This window comes from Paracoccus sp. SSK6 (assembly GCF_039770665.1).
Lineage (GTDB): Bacteria > Pseudomonadota > Alphaproteobacteria > Rhodobacterales > Rhodobacteraceae > Paracoccus.
Genome location: NZ_JBDPNJ010000006.1, coordinates 32,601 through 47,708 on the forward strand (window position 1 = coordinate 32,601; position 15,108 = coordinate 47,708).

At 66.1% G+C, this 15,108-nt stretch carries 18 protein-coding genes; 11 read left to right on the forward strand and 7 right to left on the reverse strand.

Annotated elements, in window-relative coordinates; all coding sequences use genetic code 11:
* The first annotated feature begins 65 nt into the window (after positions 1–65).
* Positions 66–1,067 (forward strand): type I glyceraldehyde-3-phosphate dehydrogenase, encoded by a 1,002-nt coding sequence (gene gap / locus AAIL68_RS06115; RefSeq protein ID WP_347138719.1) that lies wholly within the window; start codon positions 66–68, stop codon positions 1,065–1,067.
* 32 nt (positions 1,068–1,099) lie between these two features.
* Here the strand turns inward: gap and AAIL68_RS06120 are convergent, their stop codons facing one another.
* On the reverse strand, positions 1,100–1,399 hold the full coding sequence (locus AAIL68_RS06120) for an antibiotic ABC transporter (RefSeq protein ID WP_347138720.1): 300 nt from the start codon (positions 1,397–1,399) through the stop codon (positions 1,100–1,102).
* Positions 1,400–1,534: 135 nt separating this feature from the next.
* Here AAIL68_RS06120 and pyrC point away from each other — a divergent pair, with 135 nt between their 5' ends.
* The 4 genes from pyrC (at position 1,535) to AAIL68_RS06140 (ending at position 5,189) form a co-directional block, all read left to right on the forward strand.
* The gene (gene pyrC / locus AAIL68_RS06125) at positions 1,535–2,575 is read left to right on the forward strand and encodes a dihydroorotase (protein WP_347138721.1); all 1,041 of its coding nucleotides are present in this window, start codon (positions 1,535–1,537) and stop codon (positions 2,573–2,575) included.
* On the forward strand, positions 2,572–3,246 hold the full coding sequence (locus AAIL68_RS06130) for an orotate phosphoribosyltransferase (RefSeq protein ID WP_347138901.1): 675 nt from the start codon (positions 2,572–2,574) through the stop codon (positions 3,244–3,246). Before pyrC ends, AAIL68_RS06130 begins: the two co-directional genes overlap by 4 nt.
* A gap of 108 nt (positions 3,247–3,354) precedes the next feature.
* A complete protein-coding gene (locus AAIL68_RS06135) occupies positions 3,355–4,842 on the forward strand; it encodes a replicative DNA helicase (RefSeq protein WP_347138722.1) in 1,488 nt (495 codons plus the stop codon).
* Positions 4,833–5,189, forward strand: a complete 357-nt coding sequence (locus AAIL68_RS06140) for a DMT family protein (protein WP_347138723.1) — start codon at positions 4,833–4,835, stop codon at positions 5,187–5,189. The genes AAIL68_RS06135 and AAIL68_RS06140 overlap by 10 nt, the downstream gene beginning before the upstream one ends.
* Positions 5,190–5,203: 14 nt before the next feature.
* Here the strand turns inward: AAIL68_RS06140 and AAIL68_RS06145 are convergent, their stop codons facing one another.
* Positions 5,204–5,512, reverse strand: coding sequence for an ETC complex I subunit (locus tag AAIL68_RS06145; RefSeq protein ID WP_347138724.1), 309 nt, complete (start codon positions 5,510–5,512; stop codon positions 5,204–5,206).
* A gap of 124 nt (positions 5,513–5,636) precedes the next feature.
* On the opposite strand from AAIL68_RS06145, the gene AAIL68_RS06150 reads away from it, so the two are divergent.
* Entirely contained in the window at positions 5,637–6,161 is a 525-nt protein-coding gene (locus AAIL68_RS06150) for a superoxide dismutase family protein (protein WP_347138725.1), read from the forward strand.
* Between the two features lies 1 nt (position 6,162).
* Here AAIL68_RS06150 and AAIL68_RS06155 read toward each other — a convergent pair whose 3' ends face one another.
* Positions 6,163–6,465 carry a hypothetical protein gene (locus tag AAIL68_RS06155; protein ID WP_347138726.1) on the reverse strand — a complete coding sequence of 101 codons (303 nt, stop codon included), beginning with the start codon at positions 6,463–6,465 and terminating at the stop codon, positions 6,163–6,165.
* Between the two features lie 124 nt (positions 6,466–6,589).
* Between AAIL68_RS06155 and AAIL68_RS06160 the strand changes: the two genes are divergently transcribed.
* A complete protein-coding gene (locus AAIL68_RS06160) occupies positions 6,590–6,814 on the forward strand; it encodes an I78 family peptidase inhibitor (RefSeq protein ID WP_347138727.1) in 225 nt (74 codons plus the stop codon).
* A 6-nt stretch (positions 6,815–6,820) separates the two neighbouring features.
* Here the strand turns inward: AAIL68_RS06160 and AAIL68_RS06165 are convergent, their stop codons facing one another.
* The 3 genes from AAIL68_RS06165 to rpsB form a co-directional block, all read right to left on the reverse strand.
* A complete protein-coding gene (locus AAIL68_RS06165; protein WP_347138728.1) occupies positions 6,821–7,405 on the reverse strand; it encodes a d(CMP) kinase in 585 nt (194 codons plus the stop codon).
* Between the two features lie 121 nt (positions 7,406–7,526).
* On the reverse strand, positions 7,527–8,438 hold the full coding sequence (gene tsf, locus AAIL68_RS06170; protein ID WP_347138729.1) for a translation elongation factor Ts: 912 nt from the start codon (positions 8,436–8,438) through the stop codon (positions 7,527–7,529).
* Positions 8,439–8,523: 85 nt separating this feature from the next.
* Positions 8,524–9,312 (reverse strand): 30S ribosomal protein S2, encoded by a 789-nt coding sequence (rpsB, locus tag AAIL68_RS06175; protein ID WP_347138730.1) that lies wholly within the window; start codon positions 9,310–9,312, stop codon positions 8,524–8,526.
* A gap of 234 nt (positions 9,313–9,546) precedes the next feature.
* On the opposite strand from rpsB, the gene AAIL68_RS06180 reads away from it, so the two are divergent.
* From AAIL68_RS06180 to AAIL68_RS06190, 3 genes are all read left to right on the forward strand, one after another.
* A complete protein-coding gene (locus tag AAIL68_RS06180; protein WP_347138731.1) occupies positions 9,547–10,197 on the forward strand; it encodes a hemolysin III family protein in 651 nt (216 codons plus the stop codon).
* 98 nt (positions 10,198–10,295) lie between these two features.
* On the forward strand, positions 10,296–10,940 hold the full coding sequence (gene eda, locus AAIL68_RS06185; protein ID WP_347138732.1) for a bifunctional 4-hydroxy-2-oxoglutarate aldolase/2-dehydro-3-deoxy-phosphogluconate aldolase: 645 nt from the start codon (positions 10,296–10,298) through the stop codon (positions 10,938–10,940).
* A 2-nt stretch (positions 10,941–10,942) separates the two neighbouring features.
* Positions 10,943–12,145 carry an MFS transporter gene (locus AAIL68_RS06190; protein ID WP_347138734.1) on the forward strand — a complete coding sequence of 401 codons (1,203 nt, stop codon included), beginning with the start codon at positions 10,943–10,945 and terminating at the stop codon, positions 12,143–12,145.
* 49 nt (positions 12,146–12,194) lie between these two features.
* On the opposite strand, the gene xseA is transcribed toward AAIL68_RS06190, so the two are convergent.
* Complete coding sequence (gene xseA / locus AAIL68_RS06195) at positions 12,195–13,751, reverse strand: exodeoxyribonuclease VII large subunit (RefSeq protein WP_347138735.1); 1,557 nt, start codon at positions 13,749–13,751, stop codon at positions 12,195–12,197.
* A 62-nt stretch (positions 13,752–13,813) separates the two neighbouring features.
* Here xseA and purD point away from each other — a divergent pair, with 62 nt between their 5' ends.
* Complete coding sequence (gene purD, locus AAIL68_RS06200; RefSeq protein ID WP_347138736.1) at positions 13,814–15,070, forward strand: phosphoribosylamine--glycine ligase; 1,257 nt, start codon at positions 13,814–13,816, stop codon at positions 15,068–15,070.
* Positions 15,071–15,108 lie beyond the last annotated feature (38 nt).

Sequence of the window (15,108 nt, forward strand, 5' to 3'; positions counted from 1 at the left end):
GCATTTGCATCACCCGAAACAGCGCGATACAGGGTCGCAACATCATCTGGTCGAGGGAGTGAACCATGGCTGTCAAAGTTGCGATCAACGGTTTCGGGCGGATCGGCCGGAACGTCCTGCGCGCCATCATCGAATCCGGGCGCACCGATATCGAGGTCGTCGCGATCAACGACCTGGGCCCGGTCGAGACCAACGCGCATCTGCTGCGCTATGACAGCGTGCATGGGCGCTTTCCGGCGCAGGTGACCGTCAATGGCGATTCCATCGACGTGGGCCGCGGCCCCATCAAGGTCACGGCGATCCGCAACCCGGCCGAACTGCCCTGGGGCGACATCGATGTCATCATGGAATGCACGGGGATCTTCGCCTCCAAGGAAAAGGTCCAGCCGCATCTGTCCACCGGCGCCAAGCGCGTCCTGATCTCGGCCCCCGGCGACAATGCCGACAAGACCATCGTCTTCGGCGTGAACGACGACACGCTGACAGCCGAGGATCTGGTCGTCTCGAACGCAAGCTGCACCACGAACTGCCTGTCGCCCGTGGCCAAGGTGCTGAACGACAGCATCGGCATCGCCAAGGGCTTCATGACCACGATCCACAGCTATACCGGCGACCAGCCGACGCTGGACACGATGCACAAGGATCTGTACCGCGCCCGCGCCGCCGCCCTGTCGATGATCCCGACCTCGACCGGCGCCGCCAAGGCCGTGGGCCTGGTGCTGCCGGAACTGAAGGGCAAGCTGGACGGCGTGGCGATCCGGGTGCCGACGCCCAACGTCTCAGTCGTGGACCTGACCTTCGAGGCCAGCCGCGACACCACGGTCGAGGAAATCAACGCCGCGATCAAGGCGGCGGCCGACGGCCCGCTGAAGGGCATCCTGGGCTATACCGAGGAGAAGCTGGTCTCGTCCGACTTCAACCACGACCCCCATTCCTCGGTCTTCCACATGGACCAGACCAAGGTGATGGAAGGCCGGCTGTGCCGCATCCTGACCTGGTACGACAACGAATGGGGTTTTTCCAACCGCATGTCCGACACGGCGGTCGCCATGGGCAAGCTGATCTGACTGAAACGGCGGGGGAAACCCCGCCGTTTTCCTTAGCGGATCTTGGTCAGGCGGCGCGAATTGGCCCGCGTCCGCTTGCCATAGGGCCGCAGGGCCGCGGCCATCATCCGTTCGGCGCTGTGGCCCCGGCCTGCCGCCTGGGCAATCGCGAACATCGCCTCGGTCGCGGCCGCCTGCTTTTCGGCGACCATGCGGAACGGCTCTCCGGGCGCCTGCGCCATGAAGCCCATCATCCCCGCCGTTCGAAGACCGATGACCATCTGCGCTTCGATGGCCATTCGGGCGAATTGCGCCCACAAGCGGACGGGGTTCCTGGGCATCATGGGAAGCATGGCGTCATCCTTTGGATCATCGGGCCAATCTGATGCGACGCAAACGTCAAGACAAGTGCGACTGTTGCACGGGTGCCTGCCATTTTACGCATGGCGCGCTTGGCAACGATCCCGTGCCGTGTATAGAGGCGGGCCATGACCGACCGCATCACCCTTCGCCGCCCCGACGACTGGCACCTGCATCTGCGCGACGGCGCGATGCTGGCAGCCGTCGCACCCCATTCCGCGGGCTTCGGCCGCGCGATCATCATGCCGAACCTGGTGCCCCCCGTGGTGACGGGGGCGCAGGCCGCAGCCTATCGCGACCGCATCCTGGCTGCCCTGCCGGAAGGCTCTGCCCTGCAGCCGCAGATGACGCTGTACCTGACCGACGCGACCGACCCCGCCGATGTGGTGGCGGCCTTCCAGGGCGGCATCATCCGCGCGGTGAAGCTGTACCCCGCCGGCGCCACGACCAATTCCGCCAGCGGCGTCACCGATTTCGACCACGTCCAGCCGGTCCTGGAGGCGATGGCCGAGGCTGGCGTGACGCTCTGCGTCCACGGCGAAGTTACCGACCCGGCGGTGGACATCTTCGACCGAGAAGCCGTGTTCATCGACCGCGTGCTGGAGCCGCTGCGCCGCCGTACCCCCGGCCTGCGCGTCGTAATGGAACACATCACCACCAGCGACGGCGTGGCCTATGCCCGGTCGGGCGGCGACGATCTGGCCGCGACGATCACCACCCATCACCTGGTCATCAACCGCAACGCGATCCTCGCAGGCGGCATCCGCCCGCACTACTATTGCCTGCCCGTCGCCAAGCGCGAATCGCACCGCCTGGCGCTGCGCGAGGCCGCGACCAGCGGCGAGGCGCGGTTCTTCCTGGGCACCGACAGCGCCCCCCATGCCGACAGCGCCAAGCTGCAACCCTGCGGCTGCGCGGGCTGCTTCACCGCGCCGAACACCATGTCGATCCTGGCCCAGGTCTTCGAGGACGAAGGCGCCCTGAACCGCCTGGAAGGCTTCACCAGCCTGCATGGCGCGGCCTTCTATCGCCTGCCCCCGAACGAGGACCGGATCACGCTGGTCAGGCGTGACGCCCCCGCCACCTACGCCACGCAGATCGACGCCGGTGATGAGACCGTGACCGTCTTCGACCCCGGCTTTCCCCTTTACTGGCATCTGGAGGACTGATGAGCCTGACCTTTCCCGCGCGCGAGGAGATCGCCCGCCTGTCCGCCCGGATGCTGCTGGAAATCAAGGCCGTCGATTTCAACGCCGCCACGCCCTTCACCTATGCCTCGGGCCTGAAGGGGCCGACCTATGTGGACTGCCGCCGGATCATCAGCTTTCCGCGCGTCCGCCAGACCCTCATGGATTTCATGGCCGCGACCGTCATGCGCGACGCGGGGTTCGAAGCCTTCGACAATGTCGCGGGCGGTGAAACCGCTGGCATCCCCTTCGGCGCCATGGTCGCCGAACGGCTGGGCCTGCCCATGACCTATGTCCGCAAGAAACCAAAGGGTTACGGACGTAATGCCCGGATCGAGGGCGTGATGAGCGAGGGCCAGCGCGTGCTGCTGGTCGAGGATCTGACCACGGACGGCGGCAGCAAGCTGTCCTTCGTGGACGCGATTCGCGACACGGGGGCCACCTGCGCGCATACGGCGGTGATCTTCTACTACGGCATCTTCCCGGAAACCACGCAGCGTCTGGCCGATCATGGTGTCACGCTGCATCACCTCTGCACCTGGTGGGACGTGCTGGCCGAGGCGAGGGCGCAGGCCGTCTTTGACGCGCAAACGCTGGCCGAGGTCGAGACTTTCCTGACCGATCCGCGCGCCTGGCAGGCCGCGAACGCCTGACTTATCCACAAGCCATCCACAGATCGGCCCCCTGAAATCGCACCGCGCGGCGTTCCCCGCGTGGCGCATCGGGTGTAGAACTGGAACAAGAACAAAAGGGGGCAGCACATGACCAACCTGCGCGCCATCATTCCGGGCCAGCCTGTCAGCGCCGAGGATACGCCCTCGATCCCCTTTTCGCTGGAAGCGGAACAGCAGCTTCTGGGCGCGCTGCTGACAAACAACGACGTGTTCGACCGCGTCAGCCAGATCATCAAGCCGGACCACTTCTATCACCCGGTTCATTCGCGCATCTTCGAGATCTGTTCCGAACGCATCCGCAAGAATGCCCTGGCCAGCCCTGTCACCATCAAGGCCTTCCTGGAACATGACGAAGGGCTGAAGGAACTGGGCGGCGCCCCCTATCTGGCGCGGATCGCGGGGGCTGCGATCAGCGCCTATGCCGCGCGCGACTATGCGCAGATGATTCGCGAATTCGCCCTGCGGCGGGAACTGATCCAGCTGGGCCAGGACATTTCCGCACGCGCCGCGACGGTCGAGGTCGGCGACGAGGCCGAGGAGCAGATCAAGGCCGCCGAACAGACGCTGTACAAGCTGGGCGAGGCTGGAACCGCGGAACGGGGCTTCCAGTCCTTCCTCAAGGCCGTGACCGGCGCGGTGCAGGCCGCCAACGCCGCCTATCAGCGCGACGGCAAGCTGTCAGGAATCTCGACCGGGCTGATCGACCTGGATGGCAAGATGGGCGGACTGAACAATTCCGACCTGATCATCCTGGCGGGCCGTCCCTCGATGGGGAAGACCTCGCTGGCGACCAACATCGCCTTCAACATCGCCAAGGCGCACAAGATGGGCGAACGGCCGGACGGGACCATCGGCACGGTCGAAGGCGGCGTGGTGGGCTTCTTCAGCCTGGAGATGTCGGCCGAACAGCTTGCCGCCCGGATCCTGTCGGAAGCGGCCGAGGTGCCCTCCGAACGCATCCGCAGCGGCAACATGGACGAAGCCGAGTTCCGCCGCTTTGTCGAGGCCGCACATGCCCTGCAGAACTGTCCGCTTTACATCGACGACACCCCCGCCCTGCCGATCAACCAGCTTGCCGCTCGCGCCCGCAAGCTGAAGCGGACGCATGGGCTGGACGTGCTGATGGTGGACTATCTTCAGCTTCTGAAGGCCGCATCCGCCAAGGACAGCCGCGTCAACGAAGTGTCGGAAATCACGCAGGGCCTCAAGGCCGTCGCCAAGGAGCTGAACATTCCGGTGATCGCCCTGTCGCAGTTGTCCCGCCAGGTGGAAAACCGCGACGACAAGCGCCCGCAACTGTCGGACCTGCGCGAATCAGGGTCCATCGAACAGGACGCCGATATCGTGATGTTCGTGTTCCGCGAAGAATACTACAAAGAGCGCGAAAAGCCCTCCGACAGCGACCTGGACGCCATGGCCAAGTGGCAGCAGGTGATGGAGCAATGCCACGGCAAGGCTGAGGTCATCCTGGGCAAGCAGCGCCACGGCCCCATCGGCACGGTGGAACTGTCCTTCGAGGGCCAGTTCACCCGCTTTGGCAACCTGGCGAAGGACCGGCAGTCGCAATGGGACTAGGCCTGCCTGTCCCCGCCGTCACCATCGGGTTGCTGATCGCCTCCAACGTCTTCATGACAGTGGCCTGGTATGGTCACCTGAAGTTCAAGACCGCGCCGCTGCTGACGGTGATCGCCGTCAGCTGGTTCATCGCGCTGTTCGAATATATCCTGCAGGTGCCCGCCAATCGCATCGGCCACGGGCATTTCAGCGCGGCTCAGCTGAAGACCATCCAGGAGGTCATCAGCCTGACCGTCTTTGCGCTATTTTCCTGGCTTTACCTGGGCGAGAAGATCGGCTGGCAGCACGGCGTGGGCTTTGGCCTGATCTGCCTGGGCGCCTGGTTCATCTTCCACGATTTCGGCTAGGCGCCGGCGCGTGCCTAGTGGGTCCAGGGCGCGCGGCGGTCGGTCGCGAAATTCTCGCCATAGCCGCGCGGGCGGACATTGGCGGCGCGCCTGTGCGGCGTCTGGACCACATAATCCAGGCCGTTTTCGCGCGCGTAATCCTCGGCCTGCTTCAGCGTGTCGAAGCGCAGGCGGACCTGGCTTTGGGTGTCGTCCGCGCTGATCCAGCCCATCAGGGGGTCGATCTCTCGCCCGACGGGCGGGAATTCCAGCACCCATTTCCTGGTCCGCGCAGTGCCGGACTGCATGGCATTGCGGGCGGGTTGATAGATGCGAGCGCGCATGAAAAGCTACCTTTCGGGGGCATGTCTTAGGGGACTTATCGCCAATGACGCCGCCCGGTTCAAGGGCCGGAACGCCTGTCCGCCGACGGCGTTGAGGCTGCGACTGCAACCAGAGGAGGTTTCCATGCCGTTTCGAACCGCTGCCGCCCTTGCGCTGCTGGCCCTGCCCGCTGCCGCCCAGGACACCGCCGCCCCCGCCGAGGGCGAAGCGCCGATGATCGCGGAAATCAAGACGGCCGAGGGCGAAAGCCGGGGCACCGCCACCGTGGTCGCGACACCCTCGGGCATGATGCTGGTCACGCTGGAGTTGCAGGACGTACCCCCTGGCATCCACGGCGCGCATATCCACATGACCGGCGAATGCACGCCCCCCGATTTCGAATCGGCAGGCGGGCATCTGGCGGGCGACAAGGAACATGGTGTGATGTCCGCGAACGGACCGCATCCGGGCGACCTTCCCAATATCCATGTCCCCGACAGCGGCAGCCTGATGGTCGAATACTTCGCCGCCGGACTGACCAAGGAAATGATCGCGGACGAGGATGGATCGACCATCATCATCCACGAACATCCCGACGATTATGTCGGCCAGCCGTCCGGCCATGCCGGCGGCCGGATCGGCTGCGGCACCTTCGCCGAGGCTGGCTAGGTCATTCGCCCGCGGCGGCGTCCGCGAAAGGCGCCGTCAATTCGGCCCTTTTCGCGGTCTTGTCATAGATGCAGACCATCCGGTCCCGCCCTTCTTCATAGCCTACCGTGACCAGGGCTGCCCCATAGCTTTCGGATCCGAACGGGTTGACCTCGACGGCGACTTTCGCGTCGGCTGGCGCCTCGATCAGGGCGCGGCAGGATTGCTCGACGGCGGCGCGGAACTCCTCCCATGCCTCGTCGCTCGAACCCCAGGCCATCGCGGGCAGGACCGTAACGAGAATGGCTGCAAGTCCTTGTTTCATCGTTTCTCTCCTTTCGCGGCACAGCAGGGAACGCCTGGGCCGCGCAATCGTTCTGCCTCAAACACAGAGAGGTGATCGAATGCCATCGGCCCGCGCAATGCTTTCCATTCTGGCCGCAACCACCTTGGCCGCCTGCACGGACTACGGCTTGACCGTGGCCGCGACGCGGTGCGACCTGAGCCAGCACCAGCAACTGGTGGGCATGAATATCGGCGAGGTTTATCTGCCCCCGCAACTGCATCGCCGCGAAATCAATCCGGGCCAGTTGGTCACTATGGAATATCAGCCGGGACGGCTGAACATCTTCCTGGATCCGAAGGGCTGGATCACCAAGGTGACCTGCGGCTGACCGCGATCACCCCCCCGCCCGGTCCACCTGGGCAATGGCGCGGGCAATCGCCTCGGCAATGGTCAGGTCGCTTGTGTCCAGCACGACCGCATCATCGGCGGGCTTCAGGGGCGCTGTCGCCCGTTCGCTGTCGCGCCGGTCGCGTTCCTGCAATTCGGCCAGCATCATCCCTGCATCCGCGCCAAGTTCAGCCGCGCGCCGGGCAGCGCGGATCTGATCCGAGGCCGTGACATACAGCTTGACCGCCGCGTCGGGGCAGATCACCGTGCCGATGTCGCGCCCGTCCAGAACCGCGCCGGGTTCCTGCATGGCAAAGCGCCGCTGGAAATCGACCAAGGCGGCGCGCACTTCGGGGATGGTGGCAACGCGGCTGGCGGCCTGCCCCGCCTGGGCGCTGCGCAGGTCGGGTCGGGCCAGGTCATCAGCGTTCAGCGTCTGCGCGGCCAACACCGGATCGCCGCCCTTGGCGCCGGTGGCCCGATACAGCAGCCCGGTGTCCAGGTGGTGAAAACCGAAATGCGCGGCAAGCGCGCGGGCGATGGTGCCCTTGCCCGAGGCGGCGGGTCCGTCGATGGCGATGATGAATGGCATGGGTCAGGTCAAACAGGTTGCGCCCCTGCATGGCATGGCGGCGCGGGAAAGGTCCAGTTGCAATCGGACAAAGAAAAACGCCGGCCCCGCAGGACCGGCGTATATCGTCAGGACGGCAGGATCAGGCGCCGCTGAGGGTCTTGGCGACCTCGGCCGCGAAATCCTCTTCCTTCTTCTCGATGCCTTCGCCGACGGCGACGCGGGCATAGCCGGTGATCTCGACTCCGGCCTCTTTCGCGGCCTGTTCGACCGTCAGGTCGGGGTTGATGACGAAAGCCTGGCCCAGCAGCGTGTTTTCGGCCACGAACTTCTTCATCCGGCCCGGGATGATGTTGTTCTGGATCACGGCTTCGGGCTTCGGCTTGGCCGAGGCGGCGTTCTCTTCCATGGCCTTGGCGGTCTGGACTTCCAGTTCGCGCGCCAGCAGCGTCTGGTCCATGGTCGCTTCGGACAGCGACAGCGGGCTGGTCGCCGCGATGTGCATCGCGAACTGCTTGCCGATGGCCTGCGCCTTGTCCTTGTCGCCCTTCAGCGCGACCAGAACGCCGATCTTGCCCATGCCTTCGGTAGCGGCGTTGTGGACGTAGGAGACAACGGTGTCGCCTTCCAGGACGTGCAGCCGGCGCAGGGTCATGTTTTCGCCGATCCGGGCGATGGCGTCGGTCAGCACTTCCGACACTGCCTTGCCGTTCAGTTGCGCGGCCTTCAGCGCTTCGACATCGGTGGCGGTGGCCAGCGCCACTTCGCTGATCTCGCGGACCAGTTGCTGGAAGTCGGCGTTCTTCGCCACGAAGTCGGTTTCCGAGTTGATCTCGACGGCGACGCCGCGGCCATCGGTGACCTGCACGCCCACCAGACCTTCGGCGGCGACGCGGTCGGCCTTCTTGGCGGCCTTGGCCAGACCCTTGGTGCGCAGCCAGTCGATGGCGGCTTCCATGTCGCCGTCGGTTTCGGTCAGCGCCTTCTTGGCGTCCATCATCCCTGCGCCGGTCGTTTCGCGCAGCTCTTTCACCATCGCGGCGGTGATAGCCATGATCCGTCTCCTTTGATCAACGCGTCAGGCGGGGCATATCCCCGCCTGACGACAATTCCGTAAAAGTTCCGTTCACCAATGCCGATCAGGCGTCGGCGGTCGCCTGTTCTTCGGCGGGCTCGTCCAGAAGCTCCTCGGGGGCTTCCGCCAGGGCGCCGACATCGACGCCAGCCGCGCCCATCTGGGCCGACATGCCGTCAAGCGCGGCGCGGCTTGCCAGGTCGCAATAGAGCGCGATGGCGCGGGCCGCGTCGTCGTTGCCCGGGATGATATAGTCCACGCCTTCGGGCGAGCAGTTGGTATCGACCACGGCCACGACCGGAATGCCCAGCTTTTTCGCCTCGGCGATGGCCAGGTCTTCCTTGTTCACGTCGATGACAAACAGCAGATCCGGCAGGCCGCCCATGTCGCGGATGCCGCCCAGCGAGGCTTGCAGTTTGTTCTGCTCACGCTCAAGCTGCAGACGCTCTTTCTTGGTCAGGCCCTCGGCGCCGCCAGCCATGGTTTCGTCGATGGCCTTCAGGCGGCCGATCGACTGCGAAACGGTCTTCCAGTTGGTCAGCGTACCGCCCAGCCAGCGGTGGTTCATGTAGAACTGGGCCGAACGCTCGGCCGCGTCGGCGATCGGCTTCTGCGCCTGGCGCTTGGTGCCGACGAACAGCACGCGGCCGCCCTTGGCGACGGTGTCGCGCACGACCTGCAGCGCCGCGTCCAGCATGGGAACGGTCTGCGTCAGGTCCAGGATGTGGATGCCGTTGCGGTCGCCATAGATGAATTCCGCCATGCGCGGATTCCAGCGCTGCGTCTGGTGACCGTAGTGAACGCCAGCTTCCAAGAGCTGACGCAGGTTGAATTCGGGAAGCGCCATGTCCATGTCCTTTCCGGTTTGCGCCTTGGCAGGGGATTCAGGGCGGATGCCCCAACCGGTGGACCTTTTGCGGATTTCTCCCGCCGAAGGCCCGCCCCTGCCTGTGAAGTGTCGCGCAGATAGACCCTGCACGGGCAATTTGCAAGGGGTCTGAAGGATATGGGCCGAAACCTGTCCATCCAGTCAAATTGCGCAAACAGCGAAGGTCGGGCAACATCAGCTTATTAGAGGGTTCCTATCATGTCCGACGACAGATTGCGGCTTGGGCGGCACTACGATTTTCACGAAGTTCTTGCGGACGGGATCGTCCACGGGATCGGCGTCGCCCTGGCCCTGGTCGGCGTGACCGCATTGATCTTTCATGCCGCCATCACGGCGGACCGGGCGGATCTTCTGGCTGCGGCGATCTATGGCGCGGGGCTTATCCTGACGCTGGCCGCGTCCTTCACCTATAACATGCTGCCGCATTCCCCCCTGAAATGGTATCTGCGGCGGGTCGATCATTCGGCCATCTTCATCCTGATCGCGGCGACCTATACGCCCTTCCTGCACAAGGCCGCGTCCGACCCGACCGTGCTGGCGCTGCTGGTGGGCATCTGGACGATGGCGGTGCTTGGCGTCGCGATGAAATGCCTGCTGCCGGGCCGCTACGACAGGCTGGCGATCCTGCTCTATATCCTGATGGGATGGAGCGGGCTGGTGGCCTTTCGCCCCATTGCGGACACCTTGCCGCCAACCTCGATGCTGCTGATCGTTGTCGGGGGCGTTGTCTATACCGCAGGGGTGATCTTCCATGTCTGGGAACGCCTGCGCTTCCAGAACGCGATCTGGCACGGCTTTGTCGTGACCGCCGCCGCCATCCACTACGTCGCGGTCCTTGTCGCCGTCTGATAGCGATAACCCGATTTGCGCCCTTGTGGGGCAAAGCGCTTGCATCGCCCTTCGCCAGCGGGCAGTTTGCCCGCGAATTGCGGTAGATAAGGTGCGCCATGAACCCTGAACTCCAGTCGCAAAAGACGCGGGCGCTGTGCAGGCTGGCCCCGGTGATCCCGGTGATCGTCATCAAGAACGCCGAACGGGCGGCGGGTCTGGCCCAGGCCCTGGTCACCGGCGGGCTGCCGGTGCTGGAAATCACGCTGCGCTCGGACGCGGCACTGGACGCGATCCGGGTGATGTCGGGCGTGTCCGGCGGGCATGTGGGTGCGGGAACGGTGCTGACGCCGGACGACGCGAAACGCGCCAAGGACGCGGGCGCGACCTTCGCCGTCTCGCCCGGCCTGACCGACCGGCTGATCGCCGCCTGCGAGGAGGTGGAGCTTCCGCTGCTGCCCGGCGCCGCCACCGCGTCCGAGGTGATGCGCGCCGCAGATGCGGGCTATGACATGCTGAAGTTCTTCCCGGCCGAGGCCATCGGCGGCGCGCCCGCGCTGAAATCGCTGGCCGGGCCGCTGCCCAGGATCAGCTTCTGCCCGACCGGCGGCGTGTCGTTGGCCAATGCGGCCGAATACCTGTCCCTGCCGAACGTGGTCTGCGTCGGCGGCAGCTGGATCGCCACCGACGCGGATGTCAGCGCCGAGAACTGGGGCGCCATCCAGGAACGCGCCCACGCCGCATCCCGGCTGAGCCGGGGCTGATCTTGGCCCCCGACGACAGGCGCGCCCGCCGCAACGTGATCGTGCTGGTCGCGGCGCAGGCGATCCTGGGCGCGCAGATGTCGGTGATCTTCATCGTCGGCGGCCTGGCGGGGCAGATCCTGGCGCCAAACCCCTGCATCGCCACCCTGCCCCTGTCGATGATCGTCCTGGGATCGGCGCTGACCGCACGTCCCCTGGCGCGCTTCATGCAGGATCGCGGCAGGCAGGCCGGGTTCCTGCTGGCCGTTCTGGCAGGCGGCATGGGCGCGGCCCTGGCGGCCTGGGGCCTGTCGTCCGGGTCGTTCTGGCTGTTCATGGCCGGATCGCTGCTGACCGGCATCTACATGTCCGCGCAGGGTTTTTACCGCTTCGCCGCGACCGATCTCGCGTCGGAGGACTACGCCCCCCGTGCGATCAGCTGGGTCATGGCGGGCGGGCTGGCGTCGGCGGTCATCGGCCCGGCCGTGGTGCGCGTGACCGACGGCCTGACGGCGGTCCCGTTCCTGGCGACCTATCTGGCGGTAATCGGGCTGAATGCGCTTGGACCCTTCCTGTTCGCGTTCCTTGACAGCCCCAAGCCCGCGCCAACCGAGACGGGTCAGACGGCAGGCCGCACGCTGGCCGAACTGCTGCGCCAGCCGCAGATCGCGGTCGCGATGATCTGCGGCATGGTCGCCTATGCGCTGATGAACCTGGTGATGACCTCGACCCCGCTGGCGGTGGTGGGCTGCGGCTTCGCGCCCACGGATGCGGCGAACATCGTCAGCGCGCATGTGCTGGCCATGTTCGCGCCCAGCTTCTTCACCGGCCACCTGATTGCCCGCTTCGGCGCCGAGAAGATCGTCGCCCTTGGCCTGCTGCTGCTGGCCTTCGCAGGCGCCACCGCCTTGTCGGGGGTTGAACTGTCGCATTTCTTCGCCACCCTGATCCTGCTGGGGATGGGCTGGAACTTCGGCTATATCGGCGCCACCGCCATGCTGACCCGCGCCCACGCACCCGAGGAACGGGGCCGCATCCAGGGCCTGAACGACGCGGTGGTCTTCGGAGGCGTGTTCCTGGCCTCGCTGTCCTCGGGCGGGCTGATGAATTGCAGCGGTGGATCGGTCGTCGCGGGCTGGAACGCGGTCAACCTGGCGATGCTGCCCTTCCTGGTGCTGGCGGGCGGGTCGCTGATCTGGCTGGTGCTGCGCCCGAAAGAGGCGTAGCGCGGGGGCCAGCCCCCGCACCCCCGGGATATTTAAGCTCAAGTGAACATCAGAACAGGGATTTCTGTTCCGGGGACTTGGGTTTGCGGGACGGTTTCGGGGGCGCTCCTTCGGGGCGGGCATTGATGCGGCCCTCCGCAAACTCAAGTTCAAACTGCGGCACCTGCTGCGCGGCTTGGGCCGAGGTGATCACGCTATCGGGACCATGCACGACGACAAAGCCTCGCTTCAGCGTTTCCTTGTAGCCCAGCGACAGGCGCAGGCGGTCCACCCGTTCCATCGCCTGTTTTCGGTTGTGGATCGCCCGCCGCGTCCCCTGATCCAGCCGCCGCGACAGATCGGCCAGCTTCTGGTCCTGCACGGTAATCGCCCGCCGTGTCGTCACCATCACCCGCGCCAATGACGCATCCAGCCGTTCCTGCAGCGCCGTCATCCGATCCCGCCGCCGCTCCAGCCGCCGTGTCGCTGCGGCATCCAGCCGATGCTCCAGCCGATGCAGCGCGTGACCCTTGCCATCCATGAACCGCCGCAACAGCGCAACCGGCATGGGCCGCACCGCCAGTTGATGCCTGCGCGCACGGACCAGCCCGTGCAGCGCGGGATCCAGCCGCCCCGCCCACAGATCCAGCCGCTGCCGCGCCGCTTCGGTCAGCGCCGCAGGGCGGCCAAGCGCACGGGACAGATCGCGCAGCCGCTGCCTGGGCCGTTCGACATGAACATTGGCGCAGCGCGTCAAGCGGGCCTGTGATTCCGCCAGCCGCGCCGACAGTTCGGCCAGCACCGGCACCGCCATTTCCGCCGCAGCGGTCGGCGTGGGCGCCCTCCGGTCGGACGCGAAGTCGATCAGCGTTGTGTCTGTCTCGTGCCCCACCGCGGAAATCAGCGGGATGCGGCTTTCGGCAGCCGCGCGGATCACGGCCTCCTCGTTGAAGCCCCACAGATCCTCAAGGCTGCCGCCGCCCCGCGCGACGATCAGCAGGTCCGGGCGGGGGATCGGCCCACCCTGGGCCAAGTCGTTGAAGCCCCGGATCGCGGCGGCCACCTGCGGGGCGCAGCCTTCACCCTGGACGGCCACCGGCCAGATGATGACGCGCGTCGGAAAGCGGTCGCGCAGCCGGTGCAGGATGTCACGGATTACCGCACCCGAAGGCGAGGTCACGACCCCGATCACGCGCGGCAGGGATGGTAATGGCCGCTTGCGCGCCTCGTCGAACAGCCCCTCGGCCGCAAGGGCCTGACGGCGCTTTTCCAGCATCGCCATCAGCGCGCCAAGGCCCGCAGGCTCGATCTGATCGACGATCAGCTGGTATTTCGACTGGCCGGGAAAGGTGGTGATGCGGCCGGTGGCGATGACCTCCATTCCCTCCTCGGGGCGCTGCGCCAGCCGGGACGCCTGCCCCTTCCAGGTCACGGCGGCCAGAACCGAGCGGTCGTCCTTCAGGTCGAAATACAGATGCCCCGAGGACGGGCGCGAGACGCGGCCGATCTCTCCGCGCACGCGGACGCGGCCGAACTGATCCTCCAAGCTGCGCTTGACCGCGCCCGACAGTTCGGAAACCGTGAATTCATGGGCGTTGCTGCCCGGCGCGTCTTCCAACAAATCCATGCGTCTTGTTCCCTTCCGCGCCCCAGACTAGAACGCCGCGACCAGAAGCGAAAGGGCGGCCCATGAACATCCTGATCCTTGGCGGCGGCGGGCGCGAACATGCGCTGGCCTGGGCTGTCCGGCAGAACCCGAAATGCGACCGCCTGATCGTGGCGCCGGGCAATGCGGGCATCGCCAATATCGCCGAATGCGCCGACCTGAACATCCTGTCGCGTGCCGAAGTCCTGGAATTCGCCCAGGAAAACGCCATCGACTTCGTGGTAATCGGCCCCGAGGCGCCCCTGGCCGCAGGCGTGTCCGACGCCCTGCGCGATGCCGGTTTCCTGGTCTTCGGCCCGTCCCAGGCAGCCGCCCAGCTTGAGGCGTCCAAGGCATTCACCAAGGAAATCTGCGACGCCTGCGGGGCACCGACCGCCGCCTGGGCCCGCTTCACCGATGCCGCCAGCGCCCGTGATTATGTCACCGCCCAAGGCGCGCCTATCGTCGTCAAGGCCGATGGTCTGGCCGCCGGCAAGGGCGTCACCGTCGCCGAAACCGTGGATCAGGCGCACGGGGCCATCGACGCCATCTTCGACGGCGAGTTCGGCGAGATGTCGGTCGTGATCGAGGAGTTCATGGCGGGCGAGGAAGCCAGCTTCTTCATCCTCTGCGACGGCACCGATTGCCTGCCCGTCGGCACGGCACAGGACCACAAGCGCGTGGGCGACGGCGACACCGGCCCGAATACCGGCGGCATGGGCGCCTACAGCCCCGCCCCGATCCTGACCGAAGCCTTGCAGGAACAGGTCATGGCGCAGATCATCCGCCCCACGGTGGCGGAAATGGCCGCGCGCGGAATGCCGTTCCAAGGCGTCCTCTATGCCGGGCTGATGATTGACGGGGGTCGCGCCCGGCTGGTCGAATACAATGTCCGCTTCGGCGATCCCGAATGCCAGGTGCTGATGATGCGCCTAGGCGGGCAGGTGCTGGACCTTCTGCTGGCCTGCGCCGAGGGACGGCTGGCGGGCCTGTCAGTCAACTGGGCCGACGATTACGCGCTGACGGTGGTTATGGCCGCAGCGGGCTATCCGGGAAGCTACCAGAAAGGCAGCATCATCAAGGGGCTGGACAGCCTGTCCGAAAGCAGCTTCGCCATGACCTTCCACGCAGGAACCGCCAGGAAGGATAACCAGACCATCGCCACCGGTGGCCGTGTCCTGGCCTGCACCGGACGCGGCGCCACCTTGGCCGAGGCGCACGCCCGCGCCTATGCCCAGGTGGATGCCATCGACTGGCCCGAGGGCTTCTGCCGCCGCGACATCGGCTGGCGCGCGCTCTAGGCTTCCTCTTCACCCAAATATCCCCGCCGGAGGCATCC